The sequence below is a fragment of the Nitrosospira sp. NRS527 genome (genome assembly GCF_018406445.1).
Classification (GTDB): domain Bacteria; phylum Pseudomonadota; class Gammaproteobacteria; order Burkholderiales; family Nitrosomonadaceae; genus Nitrosospira; species Nitrosospira briensis.
Genome location: NZ_AP024515.1, coordinates 1,268,560 through 1,293,172, shown reverse-complemented (window position 1 = coordinate 1,293,172; position 24,613 = coordinate 1,268,560). Strand labels below are relative to the sequence as shown.

21 protein-coding genes are annotated in these 24,613 nt (G+C 52.4%); 1 reads left to right on the top strand and 20 read right to left on the bottom strand.

What is annotated here, in order from left to right:
- Positions 1 to 164: 164 nt before the first annotated feature.
- The 12 genes from KJS40_RS05770 to KJS40_RS05715 form a co-directional block, all read right to left on the bottom strand.
- Positions 165 to 1,067, bottom strand: a complete 903-nt coding sequence (locus KJS40_RS05770) for a rhamnan synthesis F family protein (RefSeq protein ID WP_244859712.1) — start codon at positions 1,065 to 1,067, stop codon at positions 165 to 167.
- A 576-nt stretch (positions 1,068 to 1,643) separates the two neighbouring features.
- On the bottom strand, positions 1,644 to 2,117 hold the full coding sequence (locus KJS40_RS05765; protein WP_213539418.1) for a YbhB/YbcL family Raf kinase inhibitor-like protein: 474 nt from the start codon (positions 2,115 to 2,117) through the stop codon (positions 1,644 to 1,646).
- A gap of 167 nt (positions 2,118 to 2,284) precedes the next feature.
- On the bottom strand, positions 2,285 to 2,797 hold the full coding sequence (locus KJS40_RS05760; protein WP_213539417.1) for an Hsp20/alpha crystallin family protein: 513 nt from the start codon (positions 2,795 to 2,797) through the stop codon (positions 2,285 to 2,287).
- Between the two features lie 264 nt (positions 2,798 to 3,061).
- Positions 3,062 to 3,511 carry a CBS domain-containing protein gene (locus tag KJS40_RS05755; protein WP_213539416.1) on the bottom strand — a complete coding sequence of 150 codons (450 nt, stop codon included), beginning with the start codon at positions 3,509 to 3,511 and terminating at the stop codon, positions 3,062 to 3,064.
- 157 nt (positions 3,512 to 3,668) lie between these two features.
- Positions 3,669 to 4,172: a BCAM0308 family protein gene (locus KJS40_RS05750; protein ID WP_213539415.1), complete on the bottom strand. Its 504-nt coding sequence runs from the start codon at positions 4,170 to 4,172 to the stop codon at positions 3,669 to 3,671.
- A gap of 343 nt (positions 4,173 to 4,515) precedes the next feature.
- Positions 4,516 to 4,962, bottom strand: a complete 447-nt coding sequence (locus KJS40_RS05745) for an Hsp20/alpha crystallin family protein (protein ID WP_113071527.1) — start codon at positions 4,960 to 4,962, stop codon at positions 4,516 to 4,518.
- Positions 4,963 to 5,085: 123 nt separating this feature from the next.
- A complete protein-coding gene (locus tag KJS40_RS05740; RefSeq protein ID WP_213539414.1) occupies positions 5,086 to 5,385 on the bottom strand; it encodes a hypothetical protein in 300 nt (99 codons plus the stop codon).
- A gap of 181 nt (positions 5,386 to 5,566) precedes the next feature.
- The gene (locus KJS40_RS05735; RefSeq protein WP_213539413.1) at positions 5,567 to 6,340 is read right to left on the bottom strand and encodes a Kazal-type serine protease inhibitor family protein; all 774 of its coding nucleotides are present in this window, start codon (positions 6,338 to 6,340) and stop codon (positions 5,567 to 5,569) included.
- 131 nt (positions 6,341 to 6,471) lie between these two features.
- Positions 6,472 to 10,014 carry a PEP-CTERM sorting domain-containing protein gene (locus tag KJS40_RS05730; protein WP_213539412.1) on the bottom strand — a complete coding sequence of 1,181 codons (3,543 nt, stop codon included), beginning with the start codon at positions 10,012 to 10,014 and terminating at the stop codon, positions 6,472 to 6,474.
- A gap of 425 nt (positions 10,015 to 10,439) precedes the next feature.
- Positions 10,440 to 11,801, bottom strand: coding sequence for an erythromycin esterase family protein (locus KJS40_RS05725; RefSeq protein ID WP_213539411.1), 1,362 nt, complete (start codon positions 11,799 to 11,801; stop codon positions 10,440 to 10,442).
- A gap of 9 nt (positions 11,802 to 11,810) precedes the next feature.
- Positions 11,811 to 12,503, bottom strand: coding sequence for a phosphoribosyltransferase (locus KJS40_RS05720; RefSeq protein WP_213539410.1), 693 nt, complete (start codon positions 12,501 to 12,503; stop codon positions 11,811 to 11,813).
- Entirely contained in the window at positions 12,504 to 13,199 is a 696-nt protein-coding gene (locus tag KJS40_RS05715) for a dienelactone hydrolase family protein (RefSeq protein ID WP_213539409.1), read from the bottom strand. It abuts the gene before it with no gap.
- 272 nt (positions 13,200 to 13,471) lie between these two features.
- On the opposite strand from KJS40_RS05715, the gene KJS40_RS05710 reads away from it, so the two are divergent.
- Entirely contained in the window at positions 13,472 to 15,040 is a 1,569-nt protein-coding gene (locus tag KJS40_RS05710; RefSeq protein ID WP_213539408.1) for a LodA/GoxA family CTQ-dependent oxidase, read from the top strand.
- Positions 15,041 to 15,159: 119 nt separating this feature from the next.
- Here the strand turns inward: KJS40_RS05710 and KJS40_RS05705 are convergent, their stop codons facing one another.
- The 8 genes from KJS40_RS05705 to ald all read right to left on the bottom strand — a co-directional run bounded on the left by KJS40_RS05705 (position 15,160) and on the right by ald (position 24,581).
- Positions 15,160 to 16,521, bottom strand: coding sequence for a sigma 54-interacting transcriptional regulator (locus KJS40_RS05705; RefSeq protein WP_213539407.1), 1,362 nt, complete (start codon positions 16,519 to 16,521; stop codon positions 15,160 to 15,162).
- Between the two features lie 13 nt (positions 16,522 to 16,534).
- The gene (locus KJS40_RS05700) at positions 16,535 to 17,062 is read right to left on the bottom strand and encodes a dihydrolipoamide acyltransferase (protein ID WP_213539406.1); all 528 of its coding nucleotides are present in this window, start codon (positions 17,060 to 17,062) and stop codon (positions 16,535 to 16,537) included.
- The gene (locus tag KJS40_RS05695; protein WP_213539405.1) at positions 17,059 to 18,564 is read right to left on the bottom strand and encodes a HAMP domain-containing sensor histidine kinase; all 1,506 of its coding nucleotides are present in this window, start codon (positions 18,562 to 18,564) and stop codon (positions 17,059 to 17,061) included. The genes KJS40_RS05700 and KJS40_RS05695 overlap by 4 nt, the downstream gene beginning before the upstream one ends.
- 375 nt (positions 18,565 to 18,939) lie before the next feature.
- Positions 18,940 to 19,350 carry a hypothetical protein gene (locus KJS40_RS05690; protein WP_213539404.1) on the bottom strand — a complete coding sequence of 137 codons (411 nt, stop codon included), beginning with the start codon at positions 19,348 to 19,350 and terminating at the stop codon, positions 18,940 to 18,942.
- 579 nt (positions 19,351 to 19,929) lie between these two features.
- Positions 19,930 to 20,283 carry an arsenate reductase family protein gene (locus tag KJS40_RS05685; RefSeq protein ID WP_025041961.1) on the bottom strand — a complete coding sequence of 118 codons (354 nt, stop codon included), beginning with the start codon at positions 20,281 to 20,283 and terminating at the stop codon, positions 19,930 to 19,932.
- 109 nt (positions 20,284 to 20,392) lie between these two features.
- Positions 20,393 to 22,096 carry a YbaL family putative K(+) efflux transporter gene (gene ybaL / locus KJS40_RS05680; RefSeq protein ID WP_213539403.1) on the bottom strand — a complete coding sequence of 568 codons (1,704 nt, stop codon included), beginning with the start codon at positions 22,094 to 22,096 and terminating at the stop codon, positions 20,393 to 20,395.
- Positions 22,097 to 22,453: 357 nt separating this feature from the next.
- Positions 22,454 to 23,398 carry a PEP-CTERM sorting domain-containing protein gene (locus KJS40_RS05675; protein ID WP_213539402.1) on the bottom strand — a complete coding sequence of 315 codons (945 nt, stop codon included), beginning with the start codon at positions 23,396 to 23,398 and terminating at the stop codon, positions 22,454 to 22,456.
- A 64-nt stretch (positions 23,399 to 23,462) separates the two neighbouring features.
- Positions 23,463 to 24,581 (bottom strand): alanine dehydrogenase, encoded by a 1,119-nt coding sequence (gene ald / locus KJS40_RS05670; RefSeq protein WP_213539401.1) that lies wholly within the window; start codon positions 24,579 to 24,581, stop codon positions 23,463 to 23,465.
- Positions 24,582 to 24,613 lie beyond the last annotated feature (32 nt).

Here is a 24,613-nt window from a genome sequence, read left to right as displayed (position 1 = left end):
AGCTGATTAGTGGAGATAGGAATTAAATGAATGCCGAAGAATATCTGTTTTATCCGGTTTAATCCCGAATATTTTGCCGCAGACCAAAGCTCTGCGGCCACCGAGGTAGCGTTGACTTATGTCGGACACATGGGGATTTTCAAGTCGAAGGGAGCAACTCCGCTTCATCTGTAGGGCAAACTCAGGTCGTCGAGGATGCCCATATTGTAATGGGAAGCAGTTTCTGCCAACACCGGCAAGACCTCTTTAACACTTACGCCCTTTCTTGTCAAAACGCTTTTTTTGATAAACGGAAACTTGAACTCGGTAATAAGAGGTTTCCATAGATGTGAGGTAGGCTCTATCCACCTTATAGGCATTTGATTAAAATTAATTCGAGCCAAGGCGGGTTCTAAGCCATAGAGCGCAGATAGGCGGAATCGATGGCGGAGAAGCCGGGAAAAACCGACTTCATATTTTCGGATAACAGCATTCTTGAGCTCCAGAATATCGACTTCTTTGAAGAAGCGAAGAAATTCTTCTGATAACACTACATTTTTCTTGCAATACAGAAAATAAGATTGCAGATGCGGATGAAATTGAAAAGAATCTGTCATGCCAATCACATCAGCGTCGCAGTTCTCAAGTGTAGTAACGATATCGCTGATGCTGAAAAGTGGCCCGATAACGCTATCGTTGGCTAACAGAAGGCCGGCATGGTCTTTGTATCGAGCATATTTTTCCAGTCCCGTTTTCCATCCGTAAAAATCGTAGCCTTTATTCTCCCGGTTTATGATTCTTACGCAGCATCTTGAAAGTTTCTCCAGGTCTGAAACTGAAACGTCATCGCTCGAGCTGATAAATATGATGTTGAACCCAGCCAGGGCGAGCGCATCAAGGTACTGATACACGTTCTTTCTGACAATATTTTCGTAATCGTAGCTACAAAAAAGGCAGACCGGTTTAGTGTAATCCGGCGATACCAGCCCTTTTTCGTTCAATCTGACCAACGGCTCCTTACGTACTTTCTCCCGCATGAGCAAATAAACAGATAAATCCCGGGCATATCTCAAGTCCTTGACTATCATCTTGATGGGCCACCTCATTGGCCAGGCGGTCCACCGATTTTTCGGCTTGTGCGGGAGCATTTTCATACGCCTCGGTCAACGAATTCTACAAGAGTTGGAACATAAAAATGGCCGCTTATATGCCAAGCATATCGAGATATCCCGAAAAATTTTTTGCTGTGCGTTCAGCGGCCTCATAAGGAAACGATACAAGCAAACTATCGATAATAATGGTATTTTGTAAAAACATGAGCTTCAGGGCGGCTTATCAAGAGATAGAGATAATCGCGCCAGCATACCTTTCAGTGTTTCCAGTGTATCGGCTTCGTCTATTTTTTTGTCATCGTGAATGCGAAGCATTCGGGGAATTCACACGGCAACACCCTTTGTGCGGTGTATCCCATACCGTGCACTAACCGATTTCAGGCCGCCAGCGCGTCTGTCAAATACCGTGGCGCAAAATTGGCCGAACCAGAATCGCGTAACGGCGGGGAAAGAAGCGGAGCACCTGCTGAGGCTAAGCATGTAATGAGACCCATGCCGATACGCTATCACGATGGACGGTCGCAGCCCCGTCGGTTAGCCGCTGAATCCCGCTCAATGCTTCTGATATAAGCCGATCAGTTCAGAATATGCGATGACATGTCCTTCCATCGCTTTCTCCAGCTTTGCCTTGGTTGGCTGCTTCAAATCCGGCAGGACTGTGTCCAGTGCGTAGAGTTTATGGAAATACCGATGTTTCCCAATCGGCGGACACGGCCCGCCATAGCCGGTGCGCTGCCAGTCATTGAGCCCTTCCCGTGTTCCAGGTGGAAGATCCGCCGTAGAAATTGCCTCCGATAGCCCGCTGGCGCCGGGCGGAATGTTGTACAACACCCAATGCACCCAGGTTCTCTTGGGCGCGGCAGGATCAGGCGCATCGGGATCGTCCATGATTAACACCAGGCTTTGCGTGCCCTCGGGCACTTCGGTCCAGAAAAGCTCCGGTGAAGTGTCGTGGCCATCGCAGGTATGGCGCGCAGGAATTACGCCGTGAGGAGAAAAAGATGAAGATGTTATGGTCATTGACATGATAGGTTTCTCCTTTTTCTCGTTTCTTACCTTCTGGCTCATGAGTGAGGCGGTTTCGTCCGCTGCAGCCACTTGGGCCAGCAAGCAGACAAGGATAATTCCCGATAAGGCAGCGAGGTGTGTGCGAAAAATAAAATGTAGCCCTCTGTTCATCGCATGCTCGCCTGTCAGGATATTGGAATGAGCCGCCCCTGCTCCCCATCCAGCTTAGGCAGACGCACGGTCAGCACGCCATTCTTATAGCTTGCTTCCGCGTGGTCTGCATCCGCCTTGCACGGTAAGGGTATGGTCCGTTGGAAAATGCCGTAAGCACGCTCCGTGAAATGATACGTACTATCGCTTGTAGTACGTTCAAAATGTTTTTCGCCTCTCAAATAAAGCATATTGCCGTCTATCGTAATATGGCAATCCTTTTTTTCCATACCGGGCATTTCTACCCGCACCACCATCTCCTTGTCCGTTTCCTCAACCTCTCCCGCCAATATGCTCCAGTTTCGAAAAGCGGGGAGTGTGCCAACTTCCGCGTGTTCTTTATCCTCCTCATTCTTACGATGCGTAAAGTGAGTCAGCGCGTCGCTACTTTGGTGAACCAGCTCGTGCCAGCCCTCTGAAATATGGTCCCATGTCCGGCTAAGCCCGTGGCTAATGTTTTTCCTGGCATGATTCAAGGCATTCATCATCGTTATGCTCCTTCTCATTATTAGAAAAAATCGTGATAACCAGGATAAGAATGAATTGCCCGGCGCATACCCGACCGCGCATTCGAAATCGTATTGCACCATCCTCGCCGGCAGCATCAGCCTATACAGTACCTTCTTTCATGCATCTCGACGGGTACAGGATGCGATATCACCCCTAGCAGACTGTCGGACTTAAAGGAAATCGGCTGCAAAAGCGTCTGGCTGGTTCATATTTCGCTGCGATTCTTCAAGTCCGACAGTCTGCTAGCGTCGCACCGTCATTTCCTTTTGCCGCTGGTAATTTACCAGCTTGGCAACTGCAAGCAATTCTTCCGATAGCAATTCCAATAAGTCATCCAGTGTCAGTATGCCTACTAGCGCGCCGTTTTCATCCACGACCGGTAAACGCCTTACCGTCTTGCTGCGCATGTATTGAACCGCGTCGAAGATCGCCACGTCTTCTTTCACGGTAGCCAGATCCTGCCCGATGATATCGCCTACGGTGATAACCCCCTGATCGAGTTCCGTCGCCATGATCTCTACAACCAGGTCCCGATCGGTTACGATCCCGACGGGAATACGTAGGCCGTCGCGCTCTTCCACGACGACCACATCACCGACGTGATGATGGCGCATGAGCTGGGCGGCCTCCAGAATAGTTTCGTTTCGTCGCAAAACAATAACATCACGATTGCAGATTTCGCCGACAGGCATAATGCTCTCCGCTTGAGTTACATATCGATATGAAGCGTTTGGCCGTAGGGATAAAGCCGCACCATGGAGGGTGCGTTCCAATACTATTGTTACTAAAATCGGCAATAAGCCAAAAACCAAGCTGGCAATAAGTCAGAGCCTATTCAATTGTTGATTTCTATCGTGTCCAGCTCACACGCAACAGATACTCGTCTGCGTTATAGTGAAATTCCAGTTCACCCTGGTAGGCATTATGTATGGCTTCGCCAATACCTCGTGCCAGATGAATATCGGTGGTTGTAATCAGCGTCGCACCGTCTTTTTCTTCGATTTCCATGATCCGGTTAAGCGGGTGCTCTGTTCGCTCATGTTTTTCCAAGTTATACGCAAGATGCAGGATTTCCTCGCGATGAGCGAGAAAAAACTCCCCCTGCAAAGTCACAAAACCAGCGGGCAAATGATCGTGAATGCGATGACATGCAGGACAAGGTTCCTGGTGCGCATCGGCGGGAGCCTGGAGCCACTGCCAGCGTCCTTCATGGAATACCGCGCCGCATTGCGGACAAACGGTCGGCTCAGGCAGCTTATGTCTCGCCCTATAGGCATCGTGCACGCGCTCTTCGAACATGCTGTCACGACGGGAAATCGGGCGAAAGCCGGGAGGCGTAGTATGAGTGCCCATGGAAAGACTCCTAAATATGAATCACATCTGCTCATGCGTCAGACGAGCATTCGCGACGACATGTTAAGCGATTGAATCGCCACCAACAGAAGCAGGCCAACAGATCGGTTATTGACGCAGTACTGCGTGAGAGCGTGCGCTCCCATGGCGCGGTCGAGGATGCTTTTTGTTTAATCAGGTTGCGCCGCTAAACAGCTAGCGCTTCAATGTCGCCTCAGCCTCACGCTTTATGGAAGCGATCTGCGGGGGCTGAAAGCTGCTAACCCCTTGCGGATGTTGACCATTCTTTTCAAAAGAATGGTCAACATAGCCGCCCCGCGAGATGGGCCCCAGGATCGATGTGCTATTTAACCTCAATCCGTTTCGCAGTTTTACCCTCTTTCTTCGGAAGCATCAGTTCCAGCGTGCCGTTTTCATACTTGGCCTCGGCTTTGGTATCATCCACATCACTCCCCAAAGTAAAGCTCCTGTAGCTTGATCCCTGATGACATTCGCGACAAATGACTCTTTCGCCCTCTTTTTCCTCCTTTTCCTGCCGCGTTTCACAACTGATGGAAACTCTATTGCCTTCTACTTGCACCTTGACATCTTCTTTCTTCACCCCTGGGATCTCTGCGCGCACGGTATAAGCCGTGTCATTTTCCTTTAAATCAATTTTGATTGTAGGGACGGTCTCCAAGTCCATGGAAAAAGGTTGCATTCCAAAACCCTTGAACCAGTCATCAACATTGTAAAACGGGTCAAAGCGGGCGATATCGCCGAAAGGGGAACGACGAGCAATGTTTGCCATGATGTTTTCTCCTTGAAATATAAAAATTTATCGTACCGTTACTGCCGCCTCTTGAACTGCCTCTTGAATAATCACGTAAACGAATCCCGCAAGCGGCTAAGCTATCAGAATGTTTTTCAGCGATTAAAAATCCTTTTCGACATATAGCACCCTACCTGTTTCCGCATCAGCCTCCAGCCAGTCTTGCGCTTCGTCATAAACGTAACCATCAGGTTCATGCCCCTCTACTTCGTAATAAGCGGCGGTGGAAATCACGTGATGGCTTTTTCTTTGCTCGCGCTCAACCGATTCAGAAGCATCTGTAGCCATTGAGTCGCCTGGCGTCGATTTTTTGGACTGCTCAACAACATTGCCAATAAAGTTGCTGACTGTCCTGATTTTATTAGTTACAACGCCTGGTTTGATGAATGGTCGGTCTGACAAGATAGGCCCCTTAAAAAGTGATCGATCGAGCTATGCGAATGAGTGTTACCCAATTGATCACATAGCCCGATCTAACAACAAATCACGATCAAAAGAAGCAATTTTTAACACCTCGTTATGCCTATCTCTGTGCGCTGCCTAACATTGGATTAGCAGAAAAATTTGCAGCATAAACCGGCTACTATTTGGCCTCGCAAATTCCGGGACAATCCGCACCGCCGCGTTTCGGATCGCAATCGTCTGCGGGGTTATCCACGCAAGTTTTGCCACTAGGGCATGGAATCCCGGCAATTCCACCGCATGCTTGGGGTTCGGATTTCTTGCATTCCCCTTCATGTTCTATCGATACTCCCGCGGCGGCCGCGGTGCACGCATTCCCGTAAGTCTTACCGTCGCAGCCACAGACAGGCTTGAAGATCTGCGGACAAATGGTGGGCTTGGTCTTGCATGTGCCTTGTGCGTCCGCCACCTTGCATTGACCCGTTCCAAAATCACAAAACTGTTTTGGGTCAGAACAGGCTGTTCCCGCAATACCTCCACAGACCGCGGACGCAACGACATCAATAGGCTTGCATTGATCGGTGAGCTCCACATTGAGGAAGGTTCCCGCCTTGGGATGAATGGCACGCAACTGCTTGACGAAAGCGTTGAACTGCTTTGGCGTTGCGCTAAAACCTGCTTCCGCGCAGGCGTTCAAGCCGCCTTCGATCGGAATCGGGCCGCCTGTTCTGGGGCTATAGACAGCGAAAGTATCTACGGTATCGGCAATGATCGCTTTTCCGACCAGCTTGCGGACCGATTTCAATGCGGCGTTATCCAGGGCTCCCCCAGAACTGCCGAGAGAGATATTCACGGCACGGTTCGTGCTATCCCCACCTTCCCCAGCATTCTCGGCAAAGGCAGGCATGCTAAGCAGGGCTGCTCCGATTAGTAAAACATAAGGCAATTTCTTCATTTTTTCCTCCCATCGATAGTAATTAAATTACATCCACTCGCCCTTTTTGTAAGCTACCGGCCTGGAACGAGAGGGCCGATGGCACGATATATTTTTTTCGGATCCGGGCAGCCTGGAACCCGGATCAAGTACTAAACAGTTTCATCGCACCGCCGAATGCGGTTCCGCCGACGGCGAGCCACGACGCCCATCAGGCCTAGTCCCGCAAGCAGCATCAGGTATTGCTCAGGCTCGGGTACCACTGCCACGGTGACGTCGTGGTCGTGGTAGAACACCTGGAAGGTATTGGGGCTGAACCCGTGCATACTGACGGATGAGAAAGTCGAATTTGCCAGACGGTCATCGAAAGTCGCCACTACGAAGCTGTCACCAGCCACAGGCGCGTAGCCGAGGTTCCATAAAGCAAGGTCGCCGCCCAATGTTACGTCGCCGGTAACCGTCAGTTGGTCAAAATTATGCAGGCCAGCTAGTTCGAAGTTAACTGCGCCGTTCGCTGCCTGATGCAGATTACCGTCAATGGTAAGATGGCCAATGGCGTCTCCGGGATTGATCACGCCTCTGTTGACCAGTTCATTGTTGGCCGGTGTTTGAATGGTGCCGCTGCCTTGTAGGGTGCCGGTGTTACCAAAACAATTGGTACCGCCGCAAGAGGACTGGAATACTCCACCAGCGCCAACATTCACCGTACCGGCGTTGGTAAATGCGTGTGCGACATTGAACACTCCAGCATTGACGTTGACCGTGCCGGTGTTGTTGAAGTCAACGCCAACATTGGTGAGGGTGTTGTTCTGCTTGTTGAATGTGCCATTGTTGTTGAAGGTGCCGTTGCCAGTTATCTGGTCGGAGAAGGCATTGGTATCGGTGAAAGTGCCGGTATTGTTGAAGGTGCCGCCATTCAAGGCGAGGTCATTGACGAAGTTGCCGGTGTTGCCGCTCCAGGTGCTATTGCCAGCATTCACTATGCGTCCGCCGGAAATGACCTTGGAGCCATTGCCGCTGAGGTCCAAGGTGCTGCTGAAGGTGGTGGTGGCCGCGCCAGCAATGCTCCCGCCAGTCCAGGTGGCAGCGCCGCCGATCGGAGTGCTCGTGCCGGCCAGGGTACCGCCCGCGAGCAGGAAGTGCGTGGTGTGGGTGCCACCGTTGAGGTTGACCGTCCCGCCGCTTATCTCGAAAGTACCGGCACCGCTGGTGGTTACTGCATTCAGATTGTGAGTACCTGCGTTGAGATCAAGGGTGGAACCATTAGCCAGGGCAAAAGTGCCGCTGTGGGTGCCACCCCCTTGCAGGCGCAGCGTGCCGGCATTGACGTTGACCGTGCCGGTGTTGTTGAAGTCAACGCCAACATTGGTGAGGGTGTTGTTCTGCTTGTTGAATGTGCCATTGTTGTTGAAGGTGCCGTTGCCAGTTATCTGGTCGGAGAAGGCATTGGTATCGGTGAAAGTGCCGGTATTGTTGAAGGTGCCGCCATTCAAGGCGAGGTCATTGACGAAGTTGCCGGTGTTGCCGCTCCAGGTGCTATTGCCAGCATTCACTATGCGTCCGCCGGAAATGACCTTGGAGCCGTTGCCGCTGAGGTCCAAGGTGCTGCTGAAGGTGGTGGTGGCCGCGCCAGCAATGCTCCCGCCAGTCCAGGTGGCAGCGCCGCCGATCGGAGTGCTCGTGCCGGCCAGGGTACCGCCCGCGAGCAGGAAGTGCGTGGTGTGGGTGCCACCGTTGAGGTTGACCGTCCCGCCGCTTATCTCGAAAGTACCGGCACCGCTGGTGGTTACTGCATTCAGATTGTGAGTACCTGCGTTGAGATCAAGGGTGGAACCATTAGCCAGGGCAAAAGTGCCGCTGTGGGTGCCACCCCCTTGCAGGCGCAGCGTGCCGGCATTGACGTTGACCGTGCCGGTGTTGTTGAAGTCAACGCCAACATTGGTGAGGGTGTTGTTCTGCTTGTTGAATGTGCCATTGTTGTTGAAGGTGCCGTTGCCAGTTATCTGGTCGGAGAAGGCATTGGTATCGGTGAAAGTGCCGGTATTGTTGAAGGTGCCGCCATTCAAGGCGAGGTCATTGACGAAGTTGCCGGTGTTGCCGCTCCAGGTGCTATTGCCAGCATTCACTATGCGTCCGCCGGAAATGACCTTGGAGCCGTTGCCGCTGAGGTCCAAGGTGCTGCTGAAGGTGGTGGTGGCCGCGCCAGCAATGCTCCCGCCAGTCCAGGTGGCAGCGCCGCCGATCGGAGTGCTCGTGCCGGCCAGGGTACCGCCCGCGAGCAGGAAGTGCGTGGTGTGGGTGCCACCGTTGAGGTTGACCGTCCCGCCGCTTATCTCGAAAGTACCGGCACCGCTGGTGGTTACTGCATTCAGATTGTGAGTACCTGCGTTGAGATCAAGGGTGGAACCATTAGCCAGGGCAAAAGTGCCGCTGTGGGTGCCACCCCCTTGCAGGCGCAGCGTGCCGGCATTGACGTTGACCGTGCCGGTGTTGTTGAAGTCAACGCCAACATTGGTGAGGGTGTTGTTCTGCTTGTTGAATGTGCCATTGTTGTTGAAGGTGCCGTTGCCAGTTATCTGGTCGGAGAAGGCATTGGTATCGGTGAAAGTGCCGGTATTGTTGAAGGTGCCGCCATTCAAGGCGAGGTCATTGACGAAGTTGCCGGTGTTGCCGCTCCAGGTGCTATTGCCAGCATTCACTATGCGTCCGCCGGAAATGACCTTGGAGCCGTTGCCGCTGAGGTCCAAGGTGCTGCTGAAGGTGGTGGTGGCCGCGCCAGCAATGCTCCCGCCAGTCCAGGTGGCAGCGCCGCCGATCGGAGTGCTCGTGCCGGCCAGGGTACCGCCCGCGAGCAGGAAGTGCGTGGTGTGGGTGCCACCGTTGAGGTTGACCGTCCCGCCGCTTATCTCGAAAGTACCGGCACCGCTGGTGGTTACTGCATTCAGATTGTGAGTACCTGCGTTGAGATCAAGGGTGGAACCATTAGCCAGGGCAAAAGTGCCGCTGTGGGTGCCACCCCCTTGCAGGCGCAGCGTGCCGGCATTGACGTTGACCGTGCCGGTGTTGTTGAAGTCAACGCCAACATTGGTGAGGGTGTTGTTCTGCTTGTTGAATGTGCCATTGTTGTTGAAGGTGCCGTTGCCAGTTATCTGGTCGGAGAAGGCATTGGTATCGGTGAAAGTGCCGGTATTGTTGAAGGTGCCGCCATTCAAGGCGAGGTCATTGACGAAGTTGCCGGTGTTGCCGCTCCAGGTGCTATTGCCAGCATTCACTATGCGTCCGCCGGAAATGACCTTGGAGCCGTTGCCGCTGAGGTCCAAGGTGCTGCTGAAGGTGGTGGTGGCCGCGCCCGTGATGCTCCCGCCAGTCCAGGTACTTAGGCCGCTGAGCGTAAGGTTGCCTGTACCACCAAGGATGCCACCGGACAAATCAAGGCCGGATATCCCCGTATTGAACGATAGAGTTGAATTGCCGCTGTTGATAATCGCTTTGTCGCTGATGCCCGGCACACCTATGGGTGACCAATTCGTATCGACACCCCAATCCCCTGTGCTGCCAAACCATGTGCGATCGACGGCAAGAGCTGGCTGGATGAAACCCGATGCGGCCAATGCCGCAATGATCGGCAATGTCCGGAAAAGACCGTTGGTTAATGACCCATTTTTGCTGACTTGATTTTTCTTCATATTTTTCATCGATGTCTCCTTGAATGAACACAGGACTCAGCTATTTACGATTTGTTTTTGTACTACCGCATAACACGACATTATTTAAAATAGATCACATTTTTTTAAAAGCAAGGAATTAAATGGAGGCGCTGGGTATGGGAACGTTCTGCGGAAGCATTACTTCAGCGGTGCCCACGACGAAGCGGCACACAGCATTAGTACGGCGCTGGCACATCTGAGAAGCAAGTATGAAATTACAGATGGAAAGAATTACGTTGAAACCAGCAACCTGTCGGACTTGAAGAATCGCAGCGAAAAAGTGGCCGGGTGAGGATAGACTCTGAAGATTTTGAAAGCCAATAGTCATTCTATTGGTCGAAAAAGCGGTGAAATATGAACCGACCAGACGCTTTTACAGCAATTTCCTTTAAGTCCGACAGGCTGCCAGGCGTCTAAAAACCCGACGGATAGGTCTCGTCCATTTCACCGGGCCTTTTGTGAACAAATGATGGTAACGGCTGCACAGCTTCTGTTTTATCGATATGGATCATGAAATCAAATTGCCGTGGCAGGGATGAATAGAAGTAATGGCTTGCGCGCTCGGTTTCAGGCCGGTAAATTACCCCGATGGCCCGCTGCAGTTTTTTTTCTTTTAACAGGCTGACAGCTTCGTCTTCAGTTCGAAGATCAAGAAGGAAACGTTTCTTTTCGAGTCCCGAAAAAATTGCTTCGTAACTGCCGGGCAATGGGTCGCGAACGGTTTTTGTTTCGGCCGGCCCATCCCAATCCGACGCTGCGGTTACCGTGCCGCGGCTGGTCGAAAATCCGACGCGAAGCGCATTATCTCCATATTCCTCATTGACCAACTGGCCGATATTGATCTCGCCGCGCTGCGCCATATCCGTTGCTGCGGCGTTGCCCAGATGAGAATTATGTGCCCACACAATGATCCGCGGTTCTCGCCCTAACCGGGTTTGCAGATGAGCAGCAAGTTTTTCAAGAGTTTCGAACATATGCCGGTCTCGCAAATTCCAGGTGTTGGGCCGCCCTCTGAACATTGCGCGATAATATTCCTCGGCATTTTTTACCAATTCGGCATTCTGCCGAGCTGAAAAATATTCGTTCCCGGCAAAAGCGCCGTCCTGCTCAACATAGAGGCGCGCTTTCCGTTGCAATTGCATGAGTTGAGTCAAAACTTCCTGCTCGCAGGAGTCCCATCTGCCTGAGGCAATGGCATAGCCATACGCCTGGGGATTGCTGATGAACTGGCCAAAGCAGCCATAGCGCGCTCGCGCGGCCGCGGCTTCTTGCGGATCGATCTTGTCCAGATAGGCCAGCACTGCCGCCATCGAGGTTGTCATGCTGTACAAATCAAGGCCGTAGAACCCTACAGATTCCTTTCGGCCCTTATATTTCTCGCCCCCTTGGTTATAATCGCGCAGCCACGCGACGAAGGCCAGGACCTCGGTATTACGCCACATCCACGTGGGAAATCGTTCAAAATTCGACAGGGCCGCATCGGCCTCCGTATCATCCGATGTGCCGGATACGAAGCGATTGACTCGGTAAGCATCCGGCCAATCGGCCTCAACCGCGACGGCGTCGAATCCTTCTTCTACAATGAGATGCTGGGTAATTTCGGCGCGAATCCGATAAAATTCCGCGGTGCCGTGAGAAGCTTCTCCGAGCAGAATGAGTTTTTTGTTTTTTGCAGCGTAAATCAGTGGGCGATAATCGTCACCGACATCCTGCAGAGATTGCGCATGGCGTTCCAGTGTGTCGATCAAGCTGTGATGAGCATCGAGATCAGGCATATTGAATCCTCACGTTGTTTTTTCCGGTTTTATCGCGGTACCATCCGGTCTTTTGGTGGCGCTTTCCAGAAGCGCCAGCACGCTCTCATCCGAAGTCTGTGAAAAATCGTCATACCATTGTCCGACACCGTAAAAAGGCTCCGGTGTATACAGGCAAACAAGCTCATCCGCATCCTGCTCGACTTTTCCGCAGGTAGACGCCGCACCGACCGGCACTGCCGCGATAATCCTTGCTGCGCCAGCTTGACGGAGGGAAGCAATTGCAGCACGCATGGTCGCCCCCGTGGCAAGGCCATCATCGATAATTATGATTGTCTTTCCTTCAATATCGGGTGACGGCCTGCCTTGACGGTAAAGCCGGTTACGCCTTTCCAGTTCCGCCTGTTCCTTTACTATTACAGCCTCAATGGTAGTCTTGTCGATATTCAAGACGTTGATGATGTCTCGATTGAGGACGCGAGTATCCTTTCCTGCTATCGCGCCCATCGCCAGTTCTTCCTGTCCCGGCACGCCCAGCTTGCGGACAAGCCACAGATCCATCGGCACAGCCAGAGTCCGGGCCACTTCATAAGCCACCGGCACGCCGCCGCGCGGAAGCGCCAGAACGAGGACGTCGGTTCTTCCAGCGTAGCCGACCAGTGCTTCCGCCAGCCTTTTCCCAGCTTCTGCCCTGTCTGCGAAATAGAGAACGGAGCTTGCCATTTAAACCTCTTCTCCGGGTAATCCAGAATGGGTTTGAAACCATTGCGCCGCCAGAAGGGCTGCTGCCTCGAGCGTGCCGGGCTCCTCAAACAAATGTGTTGCGTTTGGTACGATCTCCAACCTGGAGTGGCCGTTGGGGTTAAGCCGCGTAAGCGCCGATTTATTGAGTTTCAGAACCTCGGGATCGTTTTCACCTACGATAAGAAGCACAGGGGCCATGACTTCAGGCAAATAATCTCCGGCCAGATCAGGTCGGCCGCCGCGGGAAACCACAGCCATGATATTTTCCGGGCGCCTTGCCGCAGCGATCAACGCGGCGCCAGCGCCTGTACTTGCCCCAAACCAGCCTATTTTTAAATTTTTCGTTTGCGGTTCACGTTGCAACCATGTGGCGATATCGATCAGCCTGTCCGCCAGCATGGGTATATCGAAACGCAGATGCCGTGTCCGCATATCGACAATTTCTTCTTCCTCCGTCAAGAGATCGGCGAGCAACGTGGCAAAGCGATACCTGTTCAGCGTTTCCGCGACATAACGGTTCCGGGTGCTATGCCGGCTACTGCCGCTACCATGCGCGAATGCGACAATAGCCCTCGCATCCGGCGGTATAGCCAGGTCTGCGCTCAGCACGACATCCCCTGCCGGGATTCGTACGGCTGTAGTCTCAGGAGTTCGGTTATGCAAGGGGTTGGCCATATTTGTCTTCCGATAACATCTACGATTGAACACGATTATTTTTATAGAGCATCGTTACTTATGTTTCCGTACGCTTCCGAACATAGGTTTCAATACGGGCTGGATGACGGTAGAAAATTCTTCATTGGTTTTTTTCCGGAATAGGCGAGCGCGACGTAAATGTCATGTTTTTAGGAGAAAAAATAGCCGGAAATATTTTTGGCGGAGGCTATGATATGGATGTGGTCAAATTTTTCCGGGATGAATATCAAACTGGCAAGGAGAAGATACCGATGAAAGCGATTTACCGGATTTACCCGGCGATAGGCGTTGCGCGTATAGGAAACAGCGAGACTGGTTATTTTCTGGGGCCGGAGTCTCCAGGAATCGCTCCCTCGGGACCCTATCGTGACGACTCGTCGCCGGGAAAAATAAAGCCGCAAGCGGTTCGATTCCGGATTTATAAATTTATCCGTGATGATTTTGGCAAGGAAACGCTCGATAGCGAGATCGTTCTGGATGAGAAGACAAGAATCAGATGGAGCATCCATCTGGTCAACCGTAAAGCAGCAGGTGGAAATTTTCCTCCAGGAGGTCCCTCTTCCACTTCGCTCAGAAATACGGAATACAGCAGAGCGGGACTAATCGCGGATGCCGGGATACAGTCCATATCGGGCAAGAACCAAGCCAGTGGTTTTCTCACTGGAGAAATCAACTTCATCAAAAATGGAGATGTCGAGGGCAGCGCAAAAATTGTGCTTGGACACACCCTCACGGATGAAGAAGGGCGGTTGATCGTTGTCGGCGGTCCAGGTAAATCGGGCTCCCCCATTGGTCGAGGTCTCGATAATTTTGCGAATAATGATGGCTGGTATGATGGCGTTTCCGATGGACCAGTAAGTGCTGTCGTAGAGGTCGAGGGTGAACCGCCCATCAGTGCGGAAGGCGGTGCATGGGTTGTTGTGGCGCCACCATCGTATGCACCCGAGATTGAAGGTGTCACGACCTGGTATGACCAGGCGCTGAATGTCGCCGTGCGAAATTTCTCTCCGCGTCTTATAAAAGATGTGCCGTCATTTACACAGGATATCTACCCGATCCTGAAGCGGACAGTACTGATTCATTGGGTGGTGGAGCAAAGGAATCGTCATCATGGAGACTCGGGGAATTTTCTCGATCCCGAGCGCCTGAGCAAGCTGGCAGACAAGACCGAGAATGGGAAGTCCGCGCGTGAAACGGTCTTGAGGTGGCTGATGAAACCCAATACTCGCGTCGATCCCAATTCTCCCCCGTCCCGAGTTCCGCCCAGCATGCCGAAAGTGAACAGCGGCCTGGATCCCGACAATCCGGAGCGAGGCGAATACACCGCACTGACGGAGTATCAGTACACCATGATGGAAAAATGGTCGCAGGGCGATTTCCACGCCGACTGGGCAACCGAACCTGTACCTGTTCCGTTCGATGAATTGCCGCTGGAACAAAAACCCGATGCCCTGACGCGAGCATCATTGGAAGGGTGCATCGGTGCGCCATTTTTTCCCGGTATCGAGGTAACGTATGTCATTGCGCAGGCAGCGACCTATGAAGCACCATTCCGGATCAAACATACGCTTCCCCCCGGCTTTCTGACTGAGCGAATGGCATTGCCCTGGCAGGCTGACTTTCTGGCTTGTGGCGAACTGTGGTGGCCGGCTCAGCGTCCTGTCGATGTCGTTACCGCCTCGGGGCAGATTCAGCCATTTTCACGCGGCATAGCAGACTATAGCGATATGGTCAGGTGGTGGTCAGAGCTGGGTTTTATCGTAAAAAAGGGCGATAGATTCGTAGAGGACGAGCGAAATCCCATAGAGGGCCAGTTCTGACCTGATGGAGATGTAGAGCCGAGGTCGTCCTAAACCCGGTGTTTAACCGCTCATTTGTCAACCAGGCGCTATAACCGAAAAGGGTTTTTCGTAGCCCGTCCAACTTGCCGGATTCAGGATCATGCTTGCGCCTGCTTGAAAACAGAAGGATCGAGCTGGTATCGCTGAAGCAGCTTGTAGAACTCGGTGCGATTTCGCTTGGCCAGGCGTGCTGCCTGTGTCACGTTGCCGCCCGTGATCTTCAGCACGCGTACGAGATAGTCTCTTTCGAAACTTTTGCGCGCGTCCTCGAAAGAAACAAGCTGTTCCTCTTCCCGGTGCATGGCGTCATACACCGATATAGCCGAGATGAGGGGCGCCGTACTCAGGGCAACACATCTTTCGATGACATTCATAAGCTGCCGCACGTTACCCGGCCAGGACGCGCTAATCAGCATCTCCATGGCTTCGGGAGAGAACCCGTTGATATTTTTCTGGTATTTCCCGGAAAATGTGCTCAGAAAGTAATTTGTCAGTAATGGAATATCCTCGCGTCTCTGCGACAGGGCCGGGATCGTCAACGCCACAACGTCCAGCCTGTAATAAAGATCTTCTCGAAAGGTACCGGCAGCGATTTCAGCTTTGAGATCACGGTGCGTTGCTGAAATAATGCGAACATTTACGGGCATCGCCTGCGCGGACCCGACCGGTCGCACCTGTCGCTCCTGCAGAACACGCAATAACTTGACCTGGAGCAAAAGCGGCATATCGCCAATTTCGTCCAGAAGCAGTGTCCCGCCTTCGGCCAACTGAAACAGCCCCTTGTGGTCCCGGACAGCACCGGTAAACGCGCCTTTGACGTGACCGAACAATTCCGATTCCAGTAATTGTTCTGGGATTGCCGCGCAATTTATAGCCACGAACGGATGATCGCGGCGTTTGGATGCATCGTGTATCGCGTGCGCGAATAATTCCTTACCCACGCCGCTTTCGCCGTAGATCAGCACACTTGCGTCTCCCTCCGCTACCAGTCCCGCTTTTGTAAGGAGGTCCTCCATGATGGCGCTTTGTGTAATGATATTCTTGCGCCATGCCGCCTGTGATATCTCCTGCTGCGGCAGGGCACCGGGAACGAACCTGAGCGCCTGGCTAATGTTGGCCAGCAGGGTTTTGCTGTCAAAAGGTTTGGCCAGATAGCCGAATACACCTTGCTGAACAGCTGCAACCGCATCTGGAATGGTGCCATGTGCCGTCAGGATGATCACCGGCAAAGTCGGTAATGTCCGATGGATGTGCTCAAATAATGCCATGCCATCCATGCCGCTCATCTGCATATCGCTGATGACCAGTTGCGGTCGTGATACATCCAGATAATTCAGCGCGGCCTCTGCACTTTGTACAGCGTCCACCTTGTAGCCCGCAGCAGTAAGCCGGATAACAAGCAACTCAAGCAGATCCGTATCGTCGTCGACGATGAGGATTTTCGGTTTGGCATCAAACATGATTTTGCATTATCTATAACTCTCTGAGAATAAGGTTCTTTTCCATGTTTTTTATGGCATCGATCTGGTTTTGCAAGGTCTCGACGCGTTTTTGCTCGTCTTTGAGTTTCTGCGACAATTCTTCCACACTGTGAGTTAGCCGCTGCTGCTCCGCAAGCAGGCTTGCAAGCAAATTTCTGAAACTTTGCAGATTGGTTGCCGGTTTCGAATCCCGTGGCCACTCATGGAGCAGGTAGACCGCTGAAGTAATGTCACGAAAGGAAGTATGGGGCAGTATAAGAAGCAATACGAGTCTGGCTCGGTTTGAGTCGCTCTTGTTCTGTACGAAATTCTGTTTTACCTTGTCATATATGCGGGTAAGCTCTGCGGGCGGCTGTTTACGCAAGGATTCATAAAACTCCATCATATCATCCATCTGACCCGTGACGATCGGATCAGCTGGCATGATGGATGGCTGATCTTCAGGCAAGGCCGCGCACGCGGCCACAAACATCAACATTATTGCCGGCAGGACCCGCAATTTTTGACGCATGCGATTCATAGGGATCCCTCGGGGTCACAAACGGGTATGGTGAGGCGGAAATGGGCTCCGACACCAATTTTCGGGATAAGCTCAATATTGCCGCCGTGCGCCAGCGCATACTCGCGCGCAATGGATAGCCCCAACCCTGTTCCCCTGACATGGCTGTCGAGTATCCGCCGCCCCTGGTAAAACGGCTCGAATACTTTTTCACGATCTGCTTCGTCAACGCCCAGACCAGCGTCAACAATATCCAATTGAACCATCCCGGCTAGCTTACTGGTCCAAATGCGAATACAGCCGCCCGAAGGTGAAAATTTCACCGCATTCGACAATAGATTATCGATAATTACCTTGATTTTCTGTTCATCGCAGTCGATAACCAATTCCGGGCAAGATAAGTCGATTCTCAAGCCTTTACTCATGATAATAAGATTCTGGTCCTGCAACACCGCGTCCAGAATTTTTGTCAGATTCGCCTCTTGCTTCACCAGTGCGGCTTTTTCGGCCTGTAGCGCACTATAGCTCAATAAATCTTCGATGCGCCGCTGGAGTTGTATGCTGTTGCTATGAAGAATCCTCGCGATACGCTGCTGTTCTTCGGTCAGTTTCCCCGCGACGCCTTCCGCGAGCAAATCCGCCCCTTCACGCATGGCCGTAAGCGGTGTCTTCAGCTCATGAGAAACATGCTGCAGAAATCGCGTTTTCTGCTCTTCCAGCTTCAGCAAACGGCGACGCATCCAGTCCAAGCGCTCACCGAAATACACCAGATCTTGAGGCCCATCCACACTTATCGGCTTGAATAGCTCACCTTGCCCCATACTACGGATGGCCTCATCGATCTGGCGGATTGGACGTGCGATCCGTACTGAAAAAAAGAATGCCAGCAGAATGGCAAATGGAATCAGGGCGAGTAGCTGCCATCCGACGGTAAAGCGCGCATACCCCGCCATGTCCTGCATTTCATCCACTTCACGCTCGATTAACGTATAGCCAACCCACGAAAAGGTCCGTGCCGAATCTCGGAGGAGCACGAAATTACCGATTAGATCGCGAAGCTTTTCCGGAGATTGTCTTACAGCCGATACTTTCTCGAAAATCGAGGCTTCCGACGTTTGCAGGTTCGTCAGCAATTGTTTCTGTTCGTCCTGCAACGACAACTCGAAAAGGCTCGCCGACATGCTCTCGAATTTGTTATGCGCGCGGAAATAACCTTCCAGCAAAGACGTATCGCCCAGGATGTGGGCTTGGCGCACAGCCCGCTCCATAGCGGCAATCTCGTCAGCCAGCGCACGGCTGCTATGGGCAATTTGCGCCGCCTGATACACGGCCTTGCGACTCTGATCCGCTAACCGGTCAATGGAAAAAGCACTGTTGATAAGCGCGATGATCAGCGGCAAGCCAACAAGCGCAAAACCGAGCAGAATCAATTTGAGGAACGATTTCGGGTCGCGCCGCAACCGGGACAAGGATCCAACGCTAATGCCGCTGTCCTGCTTGGCAATTTCTGCGCGAGCACTCATTTTTTTCCTTCGATGGCCCGGATCCGAAACAATTTAATTTGTGCTCGCCTCATGCTCACGTTGACAATTTCGTTTAAAAGGCTCTACCGCATGGAGGATAATAAATCTGCCGAATACATTGAGTAGATACCGGCGTGCTGATCCAATCGTCGGGCGGAGCCCGACCTACTTTGGTACCAATCTCCGTATCTTTAATACCCATCACGTATCTTTTACGCCAACCTCCCCAAGTCGGGTGGAACGGAATAACCCATCATCCCGATGGACCTGCTGTTGCTACATAGCCGGTAGGTCGGGCTACGCCCGACGTCGTTTCTTGACCTGAGAACCTGAGCAGATATTTGTCCCGCTTTGCTGCCACATCTCCTTCGATCTTTATTTCTTCGGGGGAAGATGAGCACCATCCGCATTTGCCTTGCCTTCCGCGATGTAGGGCTTGCAGTAATGTTTGGAAGGAAATTCCTCGTTTCGGCGCGAATTCATAATCACGTCGCCGCCGTTTCTTACGCACTCCGTGATCGATTTATTCACGCTCTCATAATGTTGATTCGGCTCTGTATGTTTTGAAACCGGCGTGACTCTCTCCCTGATTTTAAGACAAATGTTCGGTTCATCCGCAACCGGTGGCGCATTTTTTTGAGGTGGCAGCGGACACAACTTGCATGGGTTCCCAGGGCAGAGGCAGCCCGCACACTCTGCCTGTACAAAAGTAGCAAACCCTCCCAGGATGACAGCGAAGGCGAATCGAGATATTAATCGCAAAATTCCAACAGACATCATATTCATTGTCAATTTCCTGTACACAATTCGAACATCATTACATTGTCATTACATTTTACGTTCTATCAGCATCAGTTTAAACAGTTATACAATTATTTCAAATAGTGCGCTTGGTTGAACAAGCACTTTACGAACCCCTGCGACCGGAACCATATTGAACCTAAATCCGGTAGTTGACCGCTCATTTAATGGATCAGTGTTATGATTAATAATAATATTTCATATTATTTGACGCTCACCTTCCGGGGTGAGGGCGCTACGGAGCGAATTGCACAGTTTTTGCGGCACATGTCTGCGTTGCAACTCCTTGGAATGGAACGGCGCCCCGAAGCGTTGCCCGAGGGGCCCCGCGAAGCAGGGATCGGGCAGCGCAGGGGATGCCGCGATCGCGTTCCACACACAAGGGGACGCCCGCATCCCGCTTCGGGGTTGCACCTTCCTGCGGAAGGCACTGCTCTGCCCTGCGCGGTCGCATTCCGCGTCGTTGCGCCTTGCCCTGCACCTCAAAAACCGTACACTTTACCCGTCCAACTATCGGATTTAGGTTGAATCCAATTCCTGTTCACTGCATTTTCGGGAAAATCATTACAGCAATTTCATCACGTTTTCCGGCGGGCGGCACAGCATTGCCTCGTCGCCACGCACAACAATTGGCCGCTGAATCAGATCTGGATTTTCCACCATGATCCTTATCAGTTCTTCATCCGGCAACGCTCGTTCAGCAAGCTTGAGACTACGCGCTATAGGTTCATCGCCACGCAGCACGTCGCGTACCGACAGGCCAAGCTTATCGATCAGTTCGCGTAAACGCTCAACGGTCAAAGGCGTTTCATAATAATTGACAGCATCGAACTCTTCGCCGCTGCTCGCAAGAAGCTCGAGCGTGGCTCTGCATTTGCTGCATCCGGGTTTCTGATAAACAATAATCCTGTCACTCATCAATCCTCCTTCAATCTCATACTAAAGTCAGTTTGTGCTGGCGTTCAAGCAAACGCTGGGTTGCCATTAAATCCCCTACTACTGAATCTTGCGTCTGATAGTAGCTTCTTCATTTATTGGCCGTAATTTTTTCCAGTATGTGTCGTGTCATGCTGAGAGCGAGCTCGTGTTCGCCCATAAATACTGCTCCTCCGCTTTCCCTCCGTAGCAACGCCGCCTCTTCTTCATTATGTGTACGAACAATAATCTCAATCGGAGGGTTAAGTATACGTGCAGTTTCGATCATCCGCCGGGCACGTAGTGTATCGGGAACCGCAATCACCAGTATTGCAGCTCGCGCAATATGCGCTTGTATCAATACGGCCGGTTCGGCTGCATCCCCCGCTACGGCATGAATTCCGTGCTTGCGTAACCCTTCAACCAACTCACGGTTTTGTTCTGCCACAACAAACGATAATCTCCGCTCGGCCAGCGCATCACCGATGAGCCGGCCGACACGGCCATAGCCCACAAGCACGACATGGCTTGTGACATGGCTTGACGCAACCGTCATTGGCAGTTCTGCGAGTGGATCGTCGGAACGCTCCAGGATACGGGCAAGGTTGGAACGGGAGCGTATCCATGCTTGCGCCGGTTCGATTACCCGGAATACGAAGGGATTAAGGGTAATCGAGATAAACGCGCCCGCCAATATAAGGCTCTGAGCTTCAACCGGAAGTAGCCCGAGCGACACGCCTAGTGCGGCAAGGATAAACGAAAATTCACCAATTTGCGCAAGGCTGGCGGACACGGTTAATGCCGTATTCAGAGGGTAACGGAAAGCGAGTACCAATAAAAAGGCAGCCAGCGATTTCCCGATGATGATAATTCCGAGCGTTGCGAGAACATGGAGTGGCTGCTCTACCAGTACGTCTGGATCAAACAGCATTCCTACGGAAACAAAAAATAAAACTGAAAAAGCGTCGCGGAGAGGCAGCGATTCCTGCGCGGCCCGATGGCTCAAAGCGGATTCCCTCATCACCATGCCGGCAAAAAAAGCACCCAGAGCAAAGGAAACACCGAAGAGCATTGCGGAACCGTAGGCGATGCCTATCGCAACCGCTATCACGCTCAAGATGAAGAGCTCGTTCGAGTTTGTGCTGGCAACGTGCCAAAGCAGCCAGGGAAATACACGTTTCCCGACAACAAGCATCAGCGCAATAAAGACCGCCACCTTGCCAAAGGTGAGCAGCAAAGTTGTGAGCAAATCCGAGTTTGATACGCCCGTTGGACCGCCCGCGTTATCACCCAGCCATCCGGCAAGCGGCGGCAACAGAACAAGAACCAGGACCATCGCCAGGTCCTCGACTACAAGCCAGCCCACCGCAATAGATCCATTGACGGACTTGAGCAAGCCGCGTTGCTCCAGCCCACGTAACAACACAACGGTGCTCGCCGTGGACAGTGCCACACCAAATACGATGCCGACCCCCAGGTTCCACCCCCAGGAGACTGCGACCATGGCGCCGAAAGTGGTCGCCACCACAATCTGGACGATCGCACCGGGCAGGGCGATCCGCCGCACAGCCAGTAGATCATTCAACGAAAAATGTAGCCCGACACCGAACATCAGCAGTATCACGCCGATTTCCGCCAGCTGGGCGGACAGCTCCATGTCGGCCACGAAGCCCGGCGTATTGGAACCCAGAATGACACCTGCAGCAAGATAACCGACCAACACCGGCAACTTCAACCGGTTGGCGATAAGCCCCATCAGCAGCGCAAGACCTAAACTGACCGCAATGGTGGTGATTAGAGTAACACTGTGGGGCATTTGTGTTGCCGCGTGTTTTCGCGTAGACAACGAGTTTACTAACGCGATGGGTGTGTCGTACCGTACCGCGTGCAGCACCGCCCCGAGAACGAAACTACGGCTCGGATTGATGCATGCTGATAGCAAAGATGATTTTAAGAACTTGTAATAACCAGCAGATCAGTCAAATAACGCGGATGTGACCCTCCTGCCTGGCAGCCTGTCCGATTTAAAAGAAATCGGCTGCAAAAGCGTCTTGCCGGTTCATATTTCGCCGCTTTTTCGGCCAATAGAATAACTATTGGCCTTCAAAAAATCCTCAAAATCCACCCTCACCCAGTCACTTTTTCGCTGTGATTCTTCAAGTCCGACAGGCTGCTAGCTTTTACGTTCACCTCTTTTACGTTCACTTTTACGTGCCGAAGCGCGTAGGTGCACGCCGAGCAGTCCCAACCCGGCAATCATCAAGGTCCATGTTTCCGGCTCTGGTATCGACGAAACCTGCCAGCCGATGTCTTTCATGGCGGCGTAGTCGAGTTCCGTGAAATGGCTGCGCTGGTTGGTGGCAATGCTTGGATCCATTGCGGCTTCCTGTCCCTGGTAGCTGAGCTTTGGCGCCCAGTGGCCGTCGCGGGTCACGGGAGGATTCGAACCATACAGGTCATGAACGGCGGCGCCGGTAAACACCCCGCCGGCGCTCAGGTTATTAAACGATGGAGCACCGCCGAAACCGAGTACATGAGCAAGCTCATGTACAGCTACGGAATAAAAATCGTACCGGTTGGGGAAAGGCTCATCGGTCGTGATATCGGGGTCAAAGTACCAATTGGAATTGTTATTGAAGGAAATCGCACCACCCCACGGACCAAAATCCGTCTGCATGGGCAAAAGCGCTCCGGCCTGGCCTCTGCTTAATGCATTGTCGAAGAAGCCCGGCGATCCGACGCCAGAGACACTACCAGGACCCCCCGATGCAAGCGTGCCACCCATATTATAGGTCCCGACAAAAACTACGATCTGATCAGGCGCGACACTAAAATTGGAAAGTCGGGTGTTGAGACCAGTATCCGGCTGAAAGAAGCGCGCATCGAATCTATCCGATCCGGAAGAGGAGATTGCAGTCAGGTTATCCTGAAAGCGTGTCTCGAATACAGAAGCAGCCGCATTCAGCAGGTTCTGGCGTGAACTGTTTTCACCCGTAAAAAAGTTGGAGCTATCATACCGGTAATCAAAAGTGATATAGATATTGGCCAGCGCCGGCTGACTGATAGCGAATAATGGGGCAAGCAGGGCGCCCAACAGCACTGGATATTTGAATTTCATCTTTTTTTACTCCTATGTCTTTGCCTGATTAGTCGAATTGTTTAATTGTTTAGTGGACAATGCGTTAACCGTTATGCTCCAGTGCTTTCAACGGCTCAATATATTGCATGCCAAATTCCCTCGCGACCGCGAGATAAGTGACTGACCCGTGGTGGGTATTGAGGCCGTATTGTAGCGCCCGGTTCTTCCGTATAGCCTTCAATCCTTCGTCGGCCAGGCGGAGCGTATAAGCAGCGGTCTGTATATTGAGCGCGAATGTACTGGTGCGCGGAACCGCGCTGGGCATGTTGGAAACACAATAATGTACGACGCCATCGAGCTCGTAAGTGGGGTCGCTGTGAGTGGTAGGCCGAGTCGTTTCCACGCAGCCTCCCTGATCAACCGCTACATCGACAATTACGGAACCTTTCCTCATATTTGGCAACATCCCGGCTGTGATCAGCCATGGCGCGCGCCCACCGGGTATCAAAACAGCGCCAATGACCAAGTCGGCGCTGTAGACGACTTCTTCGATATTATATTCGTCGCTGATACGCGTCTGTAACTGGCCGCGATAAATATCATCCAGATATTTCAGACGGTCATGATTGATATCCAGTACGGTAACCTGTGCGCCGCATCCCACAGCCACACGAGCGGCGTTCGTGCCTACGATACCCGCCCCCAGGATCGCCACATTGGCTGGAGCGACACCCGGAACGCCGCCCATCAATACGCCACGGCCGCCGCGCGTTTTTTGCAAATAGGTTGCGCCGATCTGGGTCGCCATACGCCCTGCTACCTCGCTCATTGGCGTCAATAGCGGTAATTTTCCATCTTCGGTCTGGACCGTTTCGTATGCGATGGCTGTGGTACCACTCTCCAGCAAAGCGTCAGTGAGGGGCCTGTCCGAGGCCAAATGCAGATAAGTGAAAAGAATCATGTCCCGATGCAGGTAACGATATTCAATCGCGGCTGGCTCCTTGACTTTGACTACCATTTGCGCCGCCCAGGCATCATCAGCATGAGGCACAATCATCGCGCCCGCTGATTGGTATTCTGCATCGGAAATAAAGCTTCCATCCCCTGCTCCGCTCTGTACGAGCACATGATGGCCACGCCGCGTCAAAGCTTTGACTGTGCTTGGCGTCATGCCGACCCGATTTTCGTGGTCTTTGATTTCTTTGGGTAGTCCGATCCGCATGGATTTATTTCTGACTGTCGATGAGCAGAACA

What these genes read in the sequence shown, in the direction of transcription:
- KJS40_RS05770 (WP_244859712.1), bottom strand. Translation starts at nt 1,067, where the DNA reads ATGATAGTCAAGGACTTGAGATATGCCCGGGATTTATCTGTTTATTTG.
- KJS40_RS05765 (WP_213539418.1), bottom strand. Translation starts at nt 2,117, where the DNA reads ATGTCAATGACCATAACATCTTCATCTTTTTCTCCTCACGGCGTAATT.
- KJS40_RS05760 (WP_213539417.1), bottom strand. Translation starts at nt 2,797, where the DNA reads ATGATGAATGCCTTGAATCATGCCAGGAAAAACATTAGCCACGGGCTT.
- KJS40_RS05755 (WP_213539416.1), bottom strand. Translation starts at nt 3,511, where the DNA reads ATGCCTGTCGGCGAAATCTGCAATCGTGATGTTATTGTTTTGCGACGA.
- KJS40_RS05750 (WP_213539415.1), bottom strand. Translation starts at nt 4,172, where the DNA reads ATGGGCACTCATACTACGCCTCCCGGCTTTCGCCCGATTTCCCGTCGT.
- KJS40_RS05745 (WP_113071527.1), bottom strand. Translation starts at nt 4,962, where the DNA reads ATGGCAAACATTGCTCGTCGTTCCCCTTTCGGCGATATCGCCCGCTTT.
- KJS40_RS05735 (WP_213539413.1), bottom strand. Translation starts at nt 6,340, where the DNA reads ATGAAGAAATTGCCTTATGTTTTACTAATCGGAGCAGCCCTGCTTAGC.
- KJS40_RS05730 (WP_213539412.1), bottom strand. Translation starts at nt 10,014, where the DNA reads ATGAAAAATATGAAGAAAAATCAAGTCAGCAAAAATGGGTCATTAACC.
- KJS40_RS05725 (WP_213539411.1), bottom strand. Translation starts at nt 11,801, where the DNA reads ATGCCTGATCTCGATGCTCATCACAGCTTGATCGACACACTGGAACGC.
- KJS40_RS05720 (WP_213539410.1), bottom strand. Translation starts at nt 12,503, where the DNA reads ATGGCAAGCTCCGTTCTCTATTTCGCAGACAGGGCAGAAGCTGGGAAA.
- KJS40_RS05715 (WP_213539409.1), bottom strand. Translation starts at nt 13,199, where the DNA reads ATGGCCAACCCCTTGCATAACCGAACTCCTGAGACTACAGCCGTACGA.
- KJS40_RS05710 (WP_213539408.1), top strand. Translation starts at nt 13,472, where the DNA reads ATGAAAGCGATTTACCGGATTTACCCGGCGATAGGCGTTGCGCGTATA.
- KJS40_RS05705 (WP_213539407.1), bottom strand. Translation starts at nt 16,521, where the DNA reads ATGTTTGATGCCAAACCGAAAATCCTCATCGTCGACGACGATACGGAT.
- KJS40_RS05700 (WP_213539406.1), bottom strand. Translation starts at nt 17,062, where the DNA reads ATGAATCGCATGCGTCAAAAATTGCGGGTCCTGCCGGCAATAATGTTG.
- KJS40_RS05695 (WP_213539405.1), bottom strand. Translation starts at nt 18,564, where the DNA reads ATGAGTGCTCGCGCAGAAATTGCCAAGCAGGACAGCGGCATTAGCGTT.
- KJS40_RS05690 (WP_213539404.1), bottom strand. Translation starts at nt 19,350, where the DNA reads ATGAATATGATGTCTGTTGGAATTTTGCGATTAATATCTCGATTCGCC.
- KJS40_RS05685 (WP_025041961.1), bottom strand. Translation starts at nt 20,283, where the DNA reads ATGAGTGACAGGATTATTGTTTATCAGAAACCCGGATGCAGCAAATGC.
- ybaL (WP_213539403.1), bottom strand. Translation starts at nt 22,096, where the DNA reads ATGCCCCACAGTGTTACTCTAATCACCACCATTGCGGTCAGTTTAGGT.
- KJS40_RS05675 (WP_213539402.1), bottom strand. Translation starts at nt 23,398, where the DNA reads ATGAAATTCAAATATCCAGTGCTGTTGGGCGCCCTGCTTGCCCCATTA.
- ald (WP_213539401.1), bottom strand. Translation starts at nt 24,581, where the DNA reads ATGCGGATCGGACTACCCAAAGAAATCAAAGACCACGAAAATCGGGTC.